The organism is Parafrankia sp. Ea1.12 (assembly GCF_900465275.1).
Taxonomy (GTDB): Bacteria; Actinomycetota; Actinomycetes; order Frankiales; family Frankiaceae; genus Parafrankia; species Parafrankia soli.
Genome location: NZ_UBIZ01000322.1, coordinates 70,632 through 85,270 on the forward strand (window position 1 = coordinate 70,632; position 14,639 = coordinate 85,270).

At 67.5% G+C, this 14,639-nt stretch carries 11 protein-coding genes; 8 read left to right on the forward strand and 3 right to left on the reverse strand.

Annotated features, from left to right (window positions below):
* Window positions 1–122: 122 nt before the first annotated feature.
* From FMEAI12_RS17510 to FMEAI12_RS17520, 3 genes are all read right to left on the reverse strand, one after another.
* A complete protein-coding gene (locus FMEAI12_RS17510) occupies window positions 123–863 on the reverse strand; it encodes an FkbM family methyltransferase (RefSeq protein WP_160144291.1) in 741 nt (246 codons plus the stop codon).
* Between the two features lie 5 nt (window positions 864–868).
* Window positions 869–2,200 carry an O-antigen ligase family protein gene (locus FMEAI12_RS17515; protein ID WP_112106865.1) on the reverse strand — a complete coding sequence of 444 codons (1,332 nt, stop codon included), beginning with the start codon at window positions 2,198–2,200 and terminating at the stop codon, window positions 869–871.
* Window positions 2,201–2,333: 133 nt separating this feature from the next.
* On the reverse strand, window positions 2,334–2,645 hold the full coding sequence (locus FMEAI12_RS17520) for a hypothetical protein (RefSeq protein WP_112106866.1): 312 nt from the start codon (window positions 2,643–2,645) through the stop codon (window positions 2,334–2,336).
* 673 nt (window positions 2,646–3,318) lie between these two features.
* On the opposite strand from FMEAI12_RS17520, the gene FMEAI12_RS17525 reads away from it, so the two are divergent.
* The 8 genes from FMEAI12_RS17525 (at window position 3,319) to FMEAI12_RS17560 (ending at window position 14,206) form a co-directional block, all read left to right on the forward strand.
* On the forward strand, window positions 3,319–3,966 hold the full coding sequence (locus FMEAI12_RS17525) for a methyltransferase domain-containing protein (RefSeq protein WP_160144292.1): 648 nt from the start codon (window positions 3,319–3,321) through the stop codon (window positions 3,964–3,966).
* A gap of 2 nt (window positions 3,967–3,968) precedes the next feature.
* Entirely contained in the window at window positions 3,969–5,264 is a 1,296-nt protein-coding gene (locus FMEAI12_RS17530; protein WP_112106868.1) for an oligosaccharide flippase family protein, read from the forward strand.
* A 422-nt stretch (window positions 5,265–5,686) separates the two neighbouring features.
* Window positions 5,687–6,886, forward strand: coding sequence for a glycosyltransferase (locus FMEAI12_RS17535; protein ID WP_112106869.1), 1,200 nt, complete (start codon window positions 5,687–5,689; stop codon window positions 6,884–6,886).
* Window positions 6,883–8,154, forward strand: coding sequence for a glycosyltransferase (locus FMEAI12_RS17540; protein WP_112106870.1), 1,272 nt, complete (start codon window positions 6,883–6,885; stop codon window positions 8,152–8,154). The genes FMEAI12_RS17535 and FMEAI12_RS17540 overlap by 4 nt, the downstream gene beginning before the upstream one ends.
* Window positions 8,144–8,857, forward strand: a complete 714-nt coding sequence (locus tag FMEAI12_RS17545; protein ID WP_112106871.1) for a bifunctional 2-polyprenyl-6-hydroxyphenol methylase/3-demethylubiquinol 3-O-methyltransferase UbiG — start codon at window positions 8,144–8,146, stop codon at window positions 8,855–8,857. Before FMEAI12_RS17540 ends, FMEAI12_RS17545 begins: the two co-directional genes overlap by 11 nt.
* A gap of 337 nt (window positions 8,858–9,194) precedes the next feature.
* A complete protein-coding gene (locus FMEAI12_RS17550; RefSeq protein ID WP_112106872.1) occupies window positions 9,195–11,558 on the forward strand; it encodes a bi-domain-containing oxidoreductase in 2,364 nt (787 codons plus the stop codon).
* A complete protein-coding gene (wecB, locus tag FMEAI12_RS17555) occupies window positions 11,555–12,733 on the forward strand; it encodes a non-hydrolyzing UDP-N-acetylglucosamine 2-epimerase (protein WP_112106873.1) in 1,179 nt (392 codons plus the stop codon). Before FMEAI12_RS17550 ends, wecB begins: the two co-directional genes overlap by 4 nt.
* Window positions 12,734–12,787: 54 nt before the next feature.
* Window positions 12,788–14,206 carry a nucleotide sugar dehydrogenase gene (locus FMEAI12_RS17560; protein WP_112106874.1) on the forward strand — a complete coding sequence of 473 codons (1,419 nt, stop codon included), beginning with the start codon at window positions 12,788–12,790 and terminating at the stop codon, window positions 14,204–14,206.
* Window positions 14,207–14,639 lie beyond the last annotated feature (433 nt).

A 14,639-nucleotide genomic window follows, 5' to 3' on the forward strand; every position in this document is an offset into this window, starting at 1 on the left:
CTCTCCAGCGGCTCGGTAGATCCGCCGTGCGCGTCTGAATGTAGTGCATCAACTACTGTCGGTTGCATGAATCGAGCGTGGGTGTCTGGCTGGCGCGGCGGGCCAGGACCGATTCACGGAGATCAGGTGCTGGCGGATGCCGAGCGGGCGGCAGCGGAGGGAACACAGCTGGCCTGAACGAAGGTCATGTTGAAGGCGTCGACCTTGGCCAGCCGGTAGTCGGCGGAGCGCAGCGCGCGAACCGTTCTGTCTGTCGAGAGCACAGGGTCGGGCTGGTCGAACTCGACACACAGAACACGCGGCCGGATGCCGTCACGCAGGAGTGTCCTGATGGTCTCGTGCTCCGCCCCCTCGACATCCAGCTTGAGCAGGTCGAGGTGGTCGTGGCCGACTCGATCCATGATTGTTCGGATAGTGGCGCATTCCGCTGTGAAGTAGTCGCAGGTCCGCTGTAGGTTCTTGATCGAATGTGAGACGTGGTGCGGATCGCTCGGCGCGTAGAAGCGCAGGTGACCGGAACTGCCGGCCACGCCCACCGGCAGGTGCGTGAACCGTGGGTCGAGGTCCTGCTCGGCGGTCCACCGCACCGACTCCGGCGTAGGGTCGAGCCCCCACACCCGAGCGCCGTATCGAGTGATCAGCGCCAGGTCGAAACTGATGTCGGTCCCGACCCCCGCGCAGTAACATGCCGAGTCGACGTCGAGCACTCCGTCGGGTACCCACCAGCCGCCGTAGGTGGAACCGAGCCGGACCATCTGGAGCGAGCCGGCCCCGGGGTCCGGTCGCCAGAGTAGCGGGAACGCCCTGGACAGCACTCGGATTCGCCACCGGCGCGCGTCGAGGAGTTTCGCGGTCGTTGTCATCGGCCTCATCGCGTTTCTCCACCCCATCCAGTCAACGGTCGGCGGTCTGGCCATGATGTTCTCGCCCTGCCACGGTGGTGGCGCCGCCGCGACGTATCACGATCCGCGAGGCCCGCCATCAAGAATGTGTGTCGCCGCAGCAGGCTGAAGACCAGGACTCCGGCGCCGCCCGTCAGCACGCCCTGGCCCTCCAGCATCGAGCGCACCAGTAATGTCACCAGGATCGTTCGAATGACGAAGCCGGTCGGGGCGTGACGTCGGCGCCGGGGGAGCGCGCCGCGTGCGCCCGCGACGAGCAGGATCACCGCTGCGACGCATCCCAGCACCCCTGCATCCAGGGTCACGGCGAGCAGCGCGTTGTGCGGCGCCCGTGGGAATTCCCCATTGCTGGGTGCGACCCGCGTGGCAAAGCCGTCGCCGAACGGCATCGCGTCAGGGACGGCGTCGAGCGCGGCCATCGCCAGGCCCGTCCGCCCCGAGGAATACGAGTCGTGGGCGACGTCGGTTCGTTCTGGCTGGCCCATGAGGCGGGTCAGCGTGAGCGGAGTCCGTCCGGACACCAAGATCGCCGTGCCGACCCCGGACAGGATCAGCGTGGTCACGAGAACCTGACGCCAGGCGCCCGCGATGAGCGGATACACGGCGATGCTGAGGCAGAGCGCCACGAGGCCACCCCGGCCTCCGCACATGACAAGCGCTCCGATCAGCAACAGTCCCTCAGCCGGCCAGAGCAGCAGCCGCGGGCCACGTGGCCCCTGCCAGAACCAGATGAGGATCGCGATGGCGAGCTCGAAGGCCAGCGACGTCGACCGAGTAGACAGGCCGCTGACGCCCTGCCACTGCACAACCGGCGTCGTCACGACAGCGTGTCCGGCGGCTTCGGCGACCGTCGCCGCCGCGCTCAGCACGGCGGCTAGCCTGTACCCACCAAAAAAACGGAATGTCTCCCCATTGTTGGCCATCGTCTCGCCGGCGGTCGCCGCGAGCACGGTGAGAGCGGCGAAGGATGCGGTTGATCGATCCCAGTTGGCCGTCCCGGACAGGAGATACGCGAGTGCGAGCAGCATCCAACCGATGTGGGGAGATCTGATCGCCAAACCCTGGACGAGGAACAGCCGCGCCAGTACGGCGAGGAGCAGGACGGTTCGGGCGGCATCGAGGTAGTGCGGGGACACCCCCGGAAGGATGTACAGCGGGGTGAAAAAACCAAGCAACCCGGTCGTCGAGATCAGGCTCCTCGGCATTCGCCCGGCTGGCGCATCCACGGCGGCCGTCGCTGAGGTCGGCCAGATCCGCTTGGGGTAGCCGACTTCCAGATCCAGGGCGTAGTTACTCATTGCGCCGCACTTTGGCCCGGATGACCGCCGCGGCCGGCCGCGTGACCGCGGCCGCGGCAGTCGGCATCCTGGGGCGGGCGGCGGTGTTCATACCCTCGGCGTCCGCGATCTGTCAGATCTACCGGCGGCGTTGTCAGCACGATGCCGTGGCCGCCTGCACGATCTCGTCCGCGACCGGCCTGGGAGTGTGGACGGGATCACGTTCGGCCACCCCGCGCCGGGACCTGAACCGGTGGGCCGCGGCGGCGATACCGTCCGCGTAGCCGAGGCCGAGCGACACGCTGTTCATCACGAGGCCGCCGGTCGAGGCGGGGGGGACGTCGTCGATCGCCGCCGTGGTGCTCCCGCTCCTCGCCAGGCCAGTCAGGCCATGCCCCATCGCCAGCTCCCTCGCCGCGACCCGGCCGCCCAGGAAGCCACTCCCGCTGGTGACGAGGTCTCTCACCGCCGGATCTTCGCCAGGTCGCTGCCGCGACGAACCTGGTCGGGCACTGGGAACAGATCGGGGGCGGATGCGGTCATGTCGGCCCTCTCGGGATTACGGCCAGAGACGATCTGCTGAAGGTGATGGGTTGAGGCTGATTCGGTCGAGTGCGCGCACACGGGAGTCCTAAGAAACCGATAGATCGGTCGCGTTCTGTAGCTGAACAGTATCGGAGTGTCCTGCTCCTGTGTGGCGTTGTCAGCGCATCACGGCGTGTCGCTCGAGCGGTAGCCACTCTGCTGGCACCGCATCCGGGACAGCCGCGACCGCCTTCGGAGGCGCCGGCGCCACCGGCCCGCACATCTCGCGTGCTGGTTCCTACGCGAGTGCCGGAATCTCGGCGTCGCCGCAGGCCACGTCCATTTGTCGTGAAGTGCCGTGATGACCGCGGTCTGTCCACCGAAGCTGGCGGAAGAGGTAGCGGTCGAGGGGATGGTCCGGGCGTCGATCCGACACGCACCTTTCCTTGTTCCGTAAACCGACTGCGCTCACAGACACTGGTGTGAAGCGCTCGTTCACAGGCTGAGTGGTGGGCGGGCCGTTCGACCGGGCGGCGAGGACGACCGAAGAACTCGCGCCCTTCGGGCTTCGTCGGCGGCTGAGTCGACGGTGATCTCTGGGAGACCTCGTGACTGTGGGAACCGTGTGGCCTGTCCGTCTCAACTTGGGATCCGGCCCCAAGATCGTGCCGGGTTGGACCAGTATCGACCGATCCCCGACGATCCTTCTCGAGCGTCTGGGTGGCGCCAGAAAGCTGCTGTTTCGCGCCGGAATCATCGAATCGTCCCATCTGAACGCGTGGCCGCGGGAGGTCGTCCGTCGCGACATACGGCGCCCCCTACCGTACGAACCGGCCGAGGTGGACGCCATATATTCCTCGCACGCACTTGAGCATCTGTATCTCACGGAGGCCGAAGCCGTGCTGGCGGAATGCTTCCGTGTACTGCGCTCCGGCGGCACGATCCGGCTGGCGCTTCCTGACGCCCAGGCGTTCGCGGAGCAGCTTCTGTCCGCGCCGTTCTCGGGTGCCAACGGGCGCATCTTCAACGAGCGCCTGCATTCACACCCCGACAGTCCGCCCGGCTTCCTGCAGTGGCTGCGGCGGAGAGCGGGGTCATCAATGCACCGGTGGCAGCCGACGGAGAGTCTGCTCCGGGAGCTGTTGACTTCAGCAGGATTCATTGACGTGCAGCGTCGGCAATTCCAGACAGGTGAATTTCCGGATCTGACGCTGATCGAGCATCGGAAGGACAGTCTCATTGTAGAGGCGACGAAGCCATAGCGATGACTCGCGCGGAAATTTCCCTTGCGCTGGCACCCGCCGTCACCAGAGCGGACAGGGTGCGGCGCTCGCCGGTTGCTCGGATATACTCCGCCACGCTGGTCACTCAGGTTCTGGGGCTTGCCCTGACGACGATCGTCGCCCGTCTTCTGGCGCCGGACGAGTTCGCCTTGTTGACCGAGCTCGTAATTTACAGCAGTGTCATCCCCTCCCTGTTCTCCTGCGGTATTTCCGACGCGCTTGTCACCACCCGGGGTTTCGACCACGAGGATGTGGTCAATATCTACAGCTCCGGTGTGATACCAGTGGCCGTGCTGGCCCTCGTCGCGGGCGCCGTCACCTGGATCGTGGCAACGATCCTGCCGGACGGAGACAGAATAACCGTCACGATCCTGAGCCTGTCGGTCGTCGTCTCCTTCCTCTCCTCCTGGATAATGAGCCTCGAGCAGCGACTAGAGTGCTTCGGGGACTATAATCGGCAACTGATATGGACAAATGTCATTCCGCTCGCTCTCATGCTGCCCCTGGTGCTGCGGCCGGAATGGTGCAGTGTCGCTTTCTTTCTGGCGGCACGGTTCGTGGGGAACACGACGGTCCTGGCGCAAAGGTTCTATTTCCGTCGAAACTTCCTCCATCCTGTCCGGCGCGCTGACCGCGGCATGATCCGAAGCATCACGGTCCGTGGCCTGCGCTTTCACACCACGGCGCTGTTGAACGTGTTCTCCGGACGCCTCGATCAGGTCATGGCAACCGCGTTCCTTTCTTCCTCGGGTCTGGCCACCTACGGCGCGGTACTCCCGATGTCGGTGGCCATGAAGAGCCTGGGCAATGCGGTAAGTACCGTCGGCCTCGTCCGAGTGAGCTCTGTTGATGCCCAGGAAGCGAAGGCGAGCAGCTTTTCCCGTCAGCTGCGCCTGAGTATTGTCGCATCGTTCGTCATGGCGCTTCCGATCTGTCTCCTGATGCCGGTGCTGTTTCCGCTCCTTCTGGGGCCGAGATATGTCGACGTTGGAAAGACCGTGATACTTGTCATCGTCGGCGGTACCTTGTTCTCGTTGGTCGACATCGAGATCCGGCTGCTTCGTGGCCTGCTTATTGTCTGGCCGGGCGTCGCCGCCCGAGTAGCCACGATCGGCAGTGTACTTCTCCTCGCGCCCACGGTAATGCGGGACCATGGGGCCGTTGGCGCCGGTGCAGTCAGTGTGGCGACTGCTGTCGTGACCCTTGTCGTCCTGGCGGTTGGAATCCGATTCGCCGTGGTGCGGAATCTTACGGCGAGCGCACAGGAGCTGGATTGAAACCCTGCACCGTGGTCGGAACCTCGAACGGTTCGGCGAATCCGGGCGGACATGCGGCTTCACCCGTGCAGGCGCCCGCCCGCTCGGGACCGCTGCACCCGGAATTCCGCCCCGGCCACCCCGGCCGCCGACAAAATATCTCAATTGGTCGCGAAATCCTGGCTGGAGTAGCGGCGGCGCAGGTGGTCTCTGCTCCCTTCATTCGGGAGCCGCCCGGACTGGACCCAACACGCCGAGGCGACCACTGGCGCCGGAAGGCGGGTGCGGTCACGTATCGTGCGCGTGAGTGCTCACGGAATGCGAGAACCTGGTGCGTCAGGGAGGCGCTGCCCTTGAACGGTCTCCGGCCGAACGCAGTCTCACTGAGTGCGCGACATCCATAGTTAACGATGCGTTACCAGTGAACGGAGGAAGGCTCGACCATGCGCATTGCCTTCATCGCGGACTTCAGGAGCGTAACCGCACGCTCCTGGATCGGCGGGGTAGCGGGCCTTGGCCACGAGTGCCTGATTGTATCCTCTCATCCGGTTGGTTCCGAGCCGGAAGCGGGCTTCCGCGTCGAATGCGTTCCAATCGGCCTCAGCTGGTTGACTCGGGCCTCCGGGTCACCTCGCGCGAGCACCGGTGCATCCAGGCTGCGTAGATCGAACCCCATGGTCGAATATCTCCGGGCCCATGTGGGCCCGTTCGATCTGCCGATCCAGGCCCGCAAGGGTCGTCACCTGATCGAGGAGTTCGCTCCTGATGTGGTGCACGCATTGCGCATACCATTCGAAGGAATGTACGCCAGCTACCTCCGTCCGACCAGCCCACTCGTGCTGTCTGCCTGGGGAACCGACTTCACCTTGCACGCGGCGGGAAACCGACTGCTTGGCGGACTGACCCGAAGAGCCGTCGGAATGTCTCATGCTCTGATCGCCGACTGCCAGCGTGACGTCGAACTCGCAGGCACCTGGGGACTCGAACCAGGCCGACCCACCGGAATCTTTCCAGGCAATGGAGGCCTGGAACTTCCCTCCGATTCCGACGTGGACCGGCTGCGGGGTGAGACCCGGTCCCGCCTCGGCATCGCCGACGACACGCCCGTCGTGCTAAGTCCTCGTGGTCAGCGGGGCTGGCTTCGGGTGGACACACTGTGCCGAGCAGTTCCCGAGATCGTTCGCAGAGTTCCAGGAACGGTGACCGTTCTGGTCGACTCATCGGGCGACAGGCGGATCACCACGCTGGTGGACGAGCTGAAGATCGGTGAGTTCTGCAGGCTTCTCCCTCGGCAGTCCCCGGGCCAGATGGCCGGACTGTTCGCTGCGGCGGATCTCGCCGTGTCGCCCAGCTTTCACGACGGAACTCCAAACACACTGCTGGAGTGCATGGCAACCGGTTGTTTCCCGGTGGCCTCAAACATAGCTCCGGTTCGTGAGTGGATTGATCACGGGGTGAACGGGCTGCTTTTCGACCCTGCGGACCCGAGGGAACTCGGCGCGCTGGTGGTCGAGGCGCTGACCGGAGAGAAAATACGAGAACATGCCAGGAGTATCAACCGAGATCTTGTTGCCGAACGGGCCGAGCGGAGGGCAACGCTGGCACGCGTAGACGAATTCTACCGAAAGGTCGGCGTCCTGTGAGCGCAGACGATCCCCCGGGGCAGTCCGAACGCCACCCGAAGGTCGCGGTCATCGCTTCGTACCTTCCGAACTACCGTGCGGCGCTGTATCGCGAGCTGCTGGCCAGGACGGGGCCCACATACCATCTGTTCGGCGACACCAGGATCCCGATCCCCGGATACACCTCCATCGTGCTTGAGCGGGGCCACCGGATCCGCACGCGCTCGTTTGGTCCGGTGCACTGGCAACACGGTCTCGTTGCCGATGCGCTACGTCGGGTGCGAGCGGCTCGGAGGGGAACCGAGCATGACTTCGACCTGCTGGTCATGACCGGGGACTGGACTTATCTGTCCACCTGGCTCATCGCCGCATTGTCCCGGCTGGGAGGTCCCCCGGTCCTGCTCTGGACCCATGGTTGGCGGCGGCGAGAGTCCGGTGCACGACTGCACGTACGCCTGGCGTTCTACCGTCTGGCGGCAGGACTGCTGCTTTACGGTGAGCACGGCCGCAGACTGGCGATGGAACACGGTCTAGATCCCCACCGGCTTCATGTGATCTACAACAGCCTTGATCTGGACAGGCAGTTGGCCGCCGCCGCAGACACCGACGACGAGTCGAGTTCACGGTTCGTGTCAGATCTGTTTGCGAACCCGGAGCTGCCGCTGGTCCTGTCCTGCTTCAGGATCACCCGGGAGCGCGCGGTCGACGAGGCAATCGCCGCGCTGGCGCTGCTACAGGGTTCAGGACGTGGGGTGAACTACCTGGTGATCGGAGACGGTCCGGACCTTCCGCGGCTCCAGAGCATCGCAAAGTCCTATCCCGAAGTTCAGGTGGTCTTCTACGGCGCTTGCTACGACGAAGGTGTCATCGCCGCGGCCCATCGGCGTGCCGTCGTCACGCTGGCGCCCCGGAAGATCGGACTGTCGGCGTTGCAGAGCCTGGCGTACGGCGTTCCGGTCGTAACGTGCTCTGGAATTGAACATCATACTCCGGAGTTCGAGATCCTGGAGGACATGGTTTCTGCCCGCATCTTTCCTGTGGGTGATATCCCGGCCATGGCGGAGTCGGTCCTCTACTGGATCGACAACCCACGGCGGGACGGGTGTGTCGAGGATCTGAGGAAGAGGCTGTTCGCCTCCTATAATCCACGGCGCCAGGCGGATCTGATCGACAAGGCCGTCGTCGGGACACTGGAGCACGTTCATATGGCTGCACCTGGAACGAACCTCTTCCGCGGGCAGCGTCCCGAGTCTCTGGACCGGTTGGAGGAGATGCCCCGTGAGTGTTGACCACAACATCTACAGAAATGGAACGTACCGGGCGAGAAATCCGGACTGGCATGACGGGGACGGGGCATGGAAGGCGCTCCAGATCGGACATCTCCTGCGCCGGAACGGAATCGATCCGAAGTCGGTCTGCGATGTCGGATGTGGCACCGGAAGGGTGCTCGCCGAGTTGGCGGTCCAGTTTCCCGCCGCCGAGCGCCTGGTCGGCACGGACACCTCTGACGAGGTTCTCGACACTGCTCGCGGACTGTCGCCCAGGGAGATCGAATTCGTTAACACCGAGAAGCTGGACCAGGTCGAGCATTTCGACCTCGTCCTGATGGTCGACCTGTTCGAGCACATTGAGGACTACCTCGGTTTCCTGAGGTCGTTCCGCGGGCGTGCGGACAGATTTGTTTTCCATATCCCGCTCGATCTGTCGGCTCAGGCTCTGCTCCGCGTCGAACCGATACTGCATGCCCGGCGTCACGTTGGCCACCTTCATTACTTCTGCCGGGAGACGGCGCTCGCGACGCTGGATGACGCTGGCTACCGGGTCCTCGACGAGAGATATACTCCTGGTGCGCTTGAGCTCGACCGACCGGGTAGGAGACGCGCAGTGGCGCGGATACCCCGGAAGGCCGCCTTCCGGCTGTCGCCACACCTGACCGCCCGCGTTCTCGGTGGATTCTCCCTACTCGTCCTGTGCGACGGCGGTGAGATGTAGTGATGTCTCTTCTGCAAGAGGTCACCTGCGATTCCCCAGCCTTCGTCGTGGCTGAGGTGTGTCCAGCTTCTGGCGCGTCGTCACGCGCGTGACCTGTATCGCCGCGCTGGTCACGCTCCTTGCGCCGCTCCGCTCATGTTGTTGCTCCAACCTGGTCATTCCGTCGCCTCTGTACGGGTGGCTCCGGTGCGACGCGGGCGAGAGCGGGACGGAAATCCGCAGCTGAATGTAATGGATCAACTACAGTTGGTTGCATGATACGAGTGCGAGTGTCGGGTCTGGCGCGGAGCCACGGATCTTCGGTGCGGCACGCGCCCGCGATGGGCCGGGTTTTCCGGTGAAGCAGGTGGTCCAGGTCGCCGGCGGTGGGGATGTCCGGGTCGTCGAGACCCCGATCCCCTCGATCGGGGCGACGGAGGTGCTGGTGGAGACGGCCGCGACGATCGTCTCCGCTGGTACTGAGCGGGCGGTCACGGCTCTTGCCCGGTCCGGGCTGCTCGCCAAGGCGAGGGCCCGTCCTGACCTTGTCCGTCGGGTGACCGAGAAGGCCAGGACGGACGGCATCGGGGAGGCGCTCCGCTCGGTTCGCGACCGGCTCGCCGCCGAAATGCCCCTCGGTTACAGCGGCGCCGGCCGGGCCGTCCGTGTCGGTTCCGCGGTCGACACCATCCGGCCCGGTGACCTGGTGGCCACCGGAGGCGCGGGATGGGCGAACCATGCCGAGTTCCAGGCGGTGCCCGGCCTGCTGTGCGCGCGGGTGCCGGAAGGGGTCCCCGCGGCTGACGCGGCCTTCGCGACCATCGCCGCCATCGCGCTGCACGGGCTGCGTCTGGCGGAGGTCGGTCCGGGAGCGAAGGTGGTCGTCGTCGGGCTTGGCCTCGTCGGTCAGCTCGCCGCCCGCATCGCGCTGGCCAGCGGATGTGACGTGGCGGGAGTAGATCTCGCGGAGCTGCCGTTGACCACCGCCGCCGGGACCGGTGTGCGTGCGCTGCGCGAGTCCGGCGACGCGACCACGGCCGCGGTGCGGGAATGGAGCCGGGGGCGAGGGGCGGACGCGGTGCTGATCTGCACGGCGGGCCGGTCCGGCGACCCGGTGATGCGGGCGACGGAGTTCGCCCGCGACAGGGCGCAGCTCGTCGTCGTCGGGGATGTGCCGCTGGGCCTGGCACGCGCGCCGTTCTACGAGAAGGAGCTCGCCCTTCGCTTCGCGCGGTCGTATGGTCCCGGCCGGTACGAGCGGGGCTACGAGGAGTGGGGAGTGGACTACCCGGCGGGCCAGGTCCGCTGGACGGAAGGCCGCAACCAGGAGGCGGTGCTCGACCTGCTCGCCGCCGGCCGGCTGTCCGTGGCGGATCTGGTCACCCATGCCTTCCCGCTCGAGCAGGCCGCGACCGCCTACGACCTGGTATCGACCCGGCGAGAGCCCTACCTGGCCATCCGGTTCGACTACCCGCGCCGCGCCGAGCCGGTGGAGGTCGCGTCGCGGGCGGCGGGGACCGCACCGACCGACGAGAGCGGTCCGGGGGAGGCGCGGCCAGCCGGACAGCGCGCGAGTCGGACGGCGCGTCGGTTCGGTGCGCCCGGTGGGCGCCGCGGTAGCCGCGTCGGTTGGATCGGCGCCGGGAACTTCTCCGGCTCGGTGTTGCTGCCGGCCTTCCGGGACGCCGGTTTCGATCACTTCGTCAGGGTCGCGTCGGCGAGCGGCCGGTCGGCTCGTGCCTTCGCCGACCGGCACGGGTTCCAGGGAACCGCAACCGGGGTCGACCAGTTGCTCGACGACGATGACATCGATGTCGTGGTGATCGCCACGCCGCATTCGACGCATGCCCGGCTGGCGGCCGCGGCGCTGGAACGGGGCCGGCACGTGTGGTGCGAGAAGCCGCTGGCTCTCGACCTGGCCGACCTGGAGATGGTTGAGCAGGCGGCAGCCGTCGGCGGCGGCGTTCTGATGGTGGGTCTCAACCGCAGGTTCTCCCCGGCGGTCGTCGAGGCTCGGCGACGCCTGGCCGAGCGGGATGGCCCGCTGGGTCTGGTCTACCGCGTCGCGGCCGGCCCGGTACCCCCGGACCACTGGTACGGCGACCGGCGCGAGGGCGGCCGTCTGCTGGGCGAGGTCTGCCACTTCGTCGACACCTGCGCGACGCTGGCGGGCAGCCGGGTCGAGGTGGCGACGGCGCTGCCCGGCCGCGGTGGTGAGGCGCTGCTGGCCGAGGACCTGGCCGTGACGTTGCGGCACCTCGACGGCAGCCTGTCGACCATCGCGTACAGCTCCGCCCGTCCCCGGGCCTGCCGGAAGGAGATGATCGAGGCTCTCGCCGGTCGTCGTCACCTGCGCATCGACGACTTCAGGGAGCTGGTGGTCGACGGCGATTCGGGATGGAAGGGCGCGCAGGACAAGGGACACCGGGCGGCGGCCGGCGCGTTCCTGCGGATGTGCCGCGGCGGCGCGACCGAGGTGACGGCCGAACTGATCGCATCGTCGCGGGCGACGCTCGCCGCCGCCGCGAGCCTCGGCACCGGCCTTCCGCACTCGGTGGAGCCGGCGGCCACCGACCCGGTGGACGCGGTCGGCATACCGGCGGCGCGGACGGCGGGGCTGGGAAACGCGCCGCCCGCCCGGCCGGCCGCTCCGACCCGGACCGGCGACGCGGTCGGCGGTGTGGTCGGCGGCGTTGCGCGCGATCGGACGGCGACACCGTGACCGCGGCCGGCCTGCACGCCGTCGTCATCGCCGGCGCCCGGCCGAACTTCATCAAGGTGAAGCCCGTTCTCGACGCGCTGGCGGCCGATGGCGCCCGAACCAGTTTCGTGCACACGGGGCAGCATTACGACGAGACGATGAGCGGGGTCTTCTTCGCCGATCTGGGGCTCCGGCGGCCCGACCACCACCTGGAGGCGGGATCCGGGTCGCACGCGGTGCAGACCGCGGCCGTGATGACCGCGTTCGAGCCGCTGCTGGCGCGCCTGTCACCCGATGTCGTCATCGTCGTCGGCGACGTGAACTCGACGCTGGCGTGCGCGCTCGTCGCGGCGAAGGCGAACATCCCGGTCGCGCACGTCGAGGCCGGCCTGCGCAGTGGTGACCGGGCGATGCCCGAGGAGATCAACCGGATCGTCACCGATCGGGTGTCGGACCTGTTGTTCGCCCCCAGCCCCGAGGGCGTCGAGCATCTCCTCGCCGAGGGCGCGCGACCGGAGTCGGTGCACCTCGTGGGCAATGTCATGGTCGACACGCTGCTCGCCTGCCGGGAGCGGGCCCGCTCCCGCCCTGTGCTCGCCGATCTGGGCCTGACCTCCGGGGAGTACGGCCTGGTGACACTGCATCGGCCGAGCAACGTCGACGACCCGGCGGTACTCGACGGGCTGCTCACGGCACTGGGCGAGATCGCGCGCCGCTGTCCGCTGGTGTTCCCTGTTCACCCGCGTACCGCCAGCCGCCTGGCCGGGCGGCTACCGGACGGGGTTCGGGCGCTCGGGCCGGCGGGCTACCTGGACTGCGTCGCGCTTCAGATGGGCGCGCGACTGGTGCTCACCGATTCTGGTGGTGTCCAGGAGGAGTCCACGGTGCTGGGCGTTCCGTGTCTGACCCTGCGGGAGGGCACCGAGCGGCCGATCACGGTCGCCGAAGGGACGAACCGGGTGGTGGGCTGTTCTCCAGCGGCGATCATCGCGGGCGCGTTCGAGGTGCTCGAGCGGCCGCCATCGCCGCGTTGTCCCGATTTGTGGGACGGACACGCGGGCCGGCGGATCTCCGCGGTGCTCGGGCGGACCCTCGGACGCCGGGCTCGTCATGGCAGCGGAGTCCGCCCGCGTGGGCAGGCGGCGGCCGCGTCCGACCTCCTGCTGGCAGCACCGATAGCCGATCGCGGAGCGTGACACACCGTAATCGCGTTGCGTAGCTGACAGTGTTTAATGAGTGACAATAGGTTCATGACTTCTTCGGGAAAGCTGGTGGTGGTCGGCCAGGGGTACGTAGGTCTTCCCGTGGCGATGCGTGCGGTCGAGGTCGGCTGGCGGGTGGTCGGCGTCGACGTCGACGCCGCGCGGGTCAAGCGGCTGGTCGCCGGCGAGTCGTACGTCGAGGACGTCTCGCGGGACCGGCTCGCCGCGGCACTCGACTCCGGGCGGTATGAGCCGACGGCCGACTTCGCGGCGGCCGCGGGGTTCGACGTCGCGGTCGTCACCGTCCCCACCCCGCTGCGGGAGGGCGCGCCCGATCTGGGCTACGTCGTCGAGGCGGCCCGCAGCCTGGCGCCGCTGGTGACACCGGGGGCGACGGTGGTGCTGGAGTCGACCACCTATCCGGGGACGACCGAGGAACTGTTCGGGCCGTTGCTGGAGGAGGGATCCGGGCTCACCGCCGGAGACGACTTCCGGCTCGGCTACTCCCCGGAGCGTATCGACCCGGGAAACCCGACCTGGCGGCTGGAGAACACGCCGAAGGTCGTCTCCGGTGTCAACGACGCCTCGCTCGAGGCGGTCCGGGCCTTCTACGACTCGCTGGTGGACCGTACCGTGTCGGTCGCCTCGACGAGGACGGCCGAGCTCACCAAGCTGCTGGAGAACACCTTCCGGCACGTCAACATCGCCCTGGTCAACGAGCTCGCGATGTTCGCGCACGAATTGGGGGTGGATGTGTGGGAGGCGATCGACGCCGCCTCCACCAAACCGTTCGGGTTCATGCCGTTCCGGCCCGGCCCCGGCGCCGGTGGCCATTGCCTGCCCATCGACCCGTCGTATCTGTCCTGGCGGGTGCGGCGACGGCTCGGCCGCAGCTTCCGGTTCGTCGAACTGGCCAACGACATCAATGACCACATGCCGGACCATGTGGTCCGTCGTGTGATCGACATGCTCAACCGGCGCGGACGCTCGGTGAGCGGCAGCCGCATCCTTCTGCTCGGACTGGCCTACAAGAGGAACACCGGTGACTCCCGTGAGTCGCCGGCCGCGCGAGTGGCCGCGCTGCTGGCCGATCTCGGCGCCGGGGTCTTCGCGGCCGATCCGCACGTCGACCCCGCGCAGGCGCCGGGACGGGTCGCACTGGTGGACGCCGACGCGGCGCAGATCGCGGCGGCCGACCTGGTGATCGTGCTGGTCGACCACGACGCGTTCTGTCGCGAGCTGGTGATGCGTCACGCCACGGCCGTCCTCGACACGCGCCGATGGCTGCCGGCCGCGTCGACTCGTGCCGCCGGTGCGCCGGCGGATCGTGAGCAGACTGGAGCGCTACCCGGCCCGGCACTCGACTCGACGGCCGACGTACCGGCGGCGGCCACCGACTCGCCGGTCAGGGTGGTCGTTCCAGCACCACGTTCCGCGCCGCGCCGCGCCCTCATCGAGTCGCTGTGAGACCCGTGAGGGGGTGACCTGCGGCTGTCGCGGGGCGCCCCGCCTGTTCGGTCGTCCCGAGGTCCCGAGTGTCGTGACTCTGTGTAGTAGAACTCTCTCTGTAGGTTGGCGAAGGTTGCCGGGTGTCCTGGAGGGAGCTGGGGAGAGTCCTCATGACCACGGAGTCTCGGATCCGTCGGAGTGCCGATGCGGCGATGTTCGCCTGTTCCCCGGCGGGCACGTATCGCCACGGGTTGAGCTGGCCCGGTGCGCTCGACGAGGCGGGAGTGCCGCGCCGGACCGGCGGCTGCGGGTGAACGGTACGGCGCGGAAAGTGACCACGACGGAGGCAACCAGAGCACATGGGTGGCAGATGGACCGGCGGCAGACCGACTGGTGGCAGGGGTACGGGCGGCGGGGGACGTGCAGGACGGTCAGCTGCGGTGTCCTCGGG

Coding starts and splice junctions, on each gene's coding strand:
- FMEAI12_RS17510 (WP_160144291.1), bottom strand. CDS start 863: ATGACAACGACCGCGAAACTCCTCGACGCGCGCCGGTGGCGAATCCGA.
- FMEAI12_RS17515 (WP_112106865.1), bottom strand. CDS start 2,200: ATGAGTAACTACGCCCTGGATCTGGAAGTCGGCTACCCCAAGCGGATC.
- FMEAI12_RS17530 (WP_112106868.1), top strand. CDS start 3,969: ATGACTCGCGCGGAAATTTCCCTTGCGCTGGCACCCGCCGTCACCAGA.
- FMEAI12_RS17535 (WP_112106869.1), top strand. CDS start 5,687: ATGCGCATTGCCTTCATCGCGGACTTCAGGAGCGTAACCGCACGCTCC.
- FMEAI12_RS17560 (WP_112106874.1), top strand. CDS start 12,788: ATGACTTCTTCGGGAAAGCTGGTGGTGGTCGGCCAGGGGTACGTAGGT.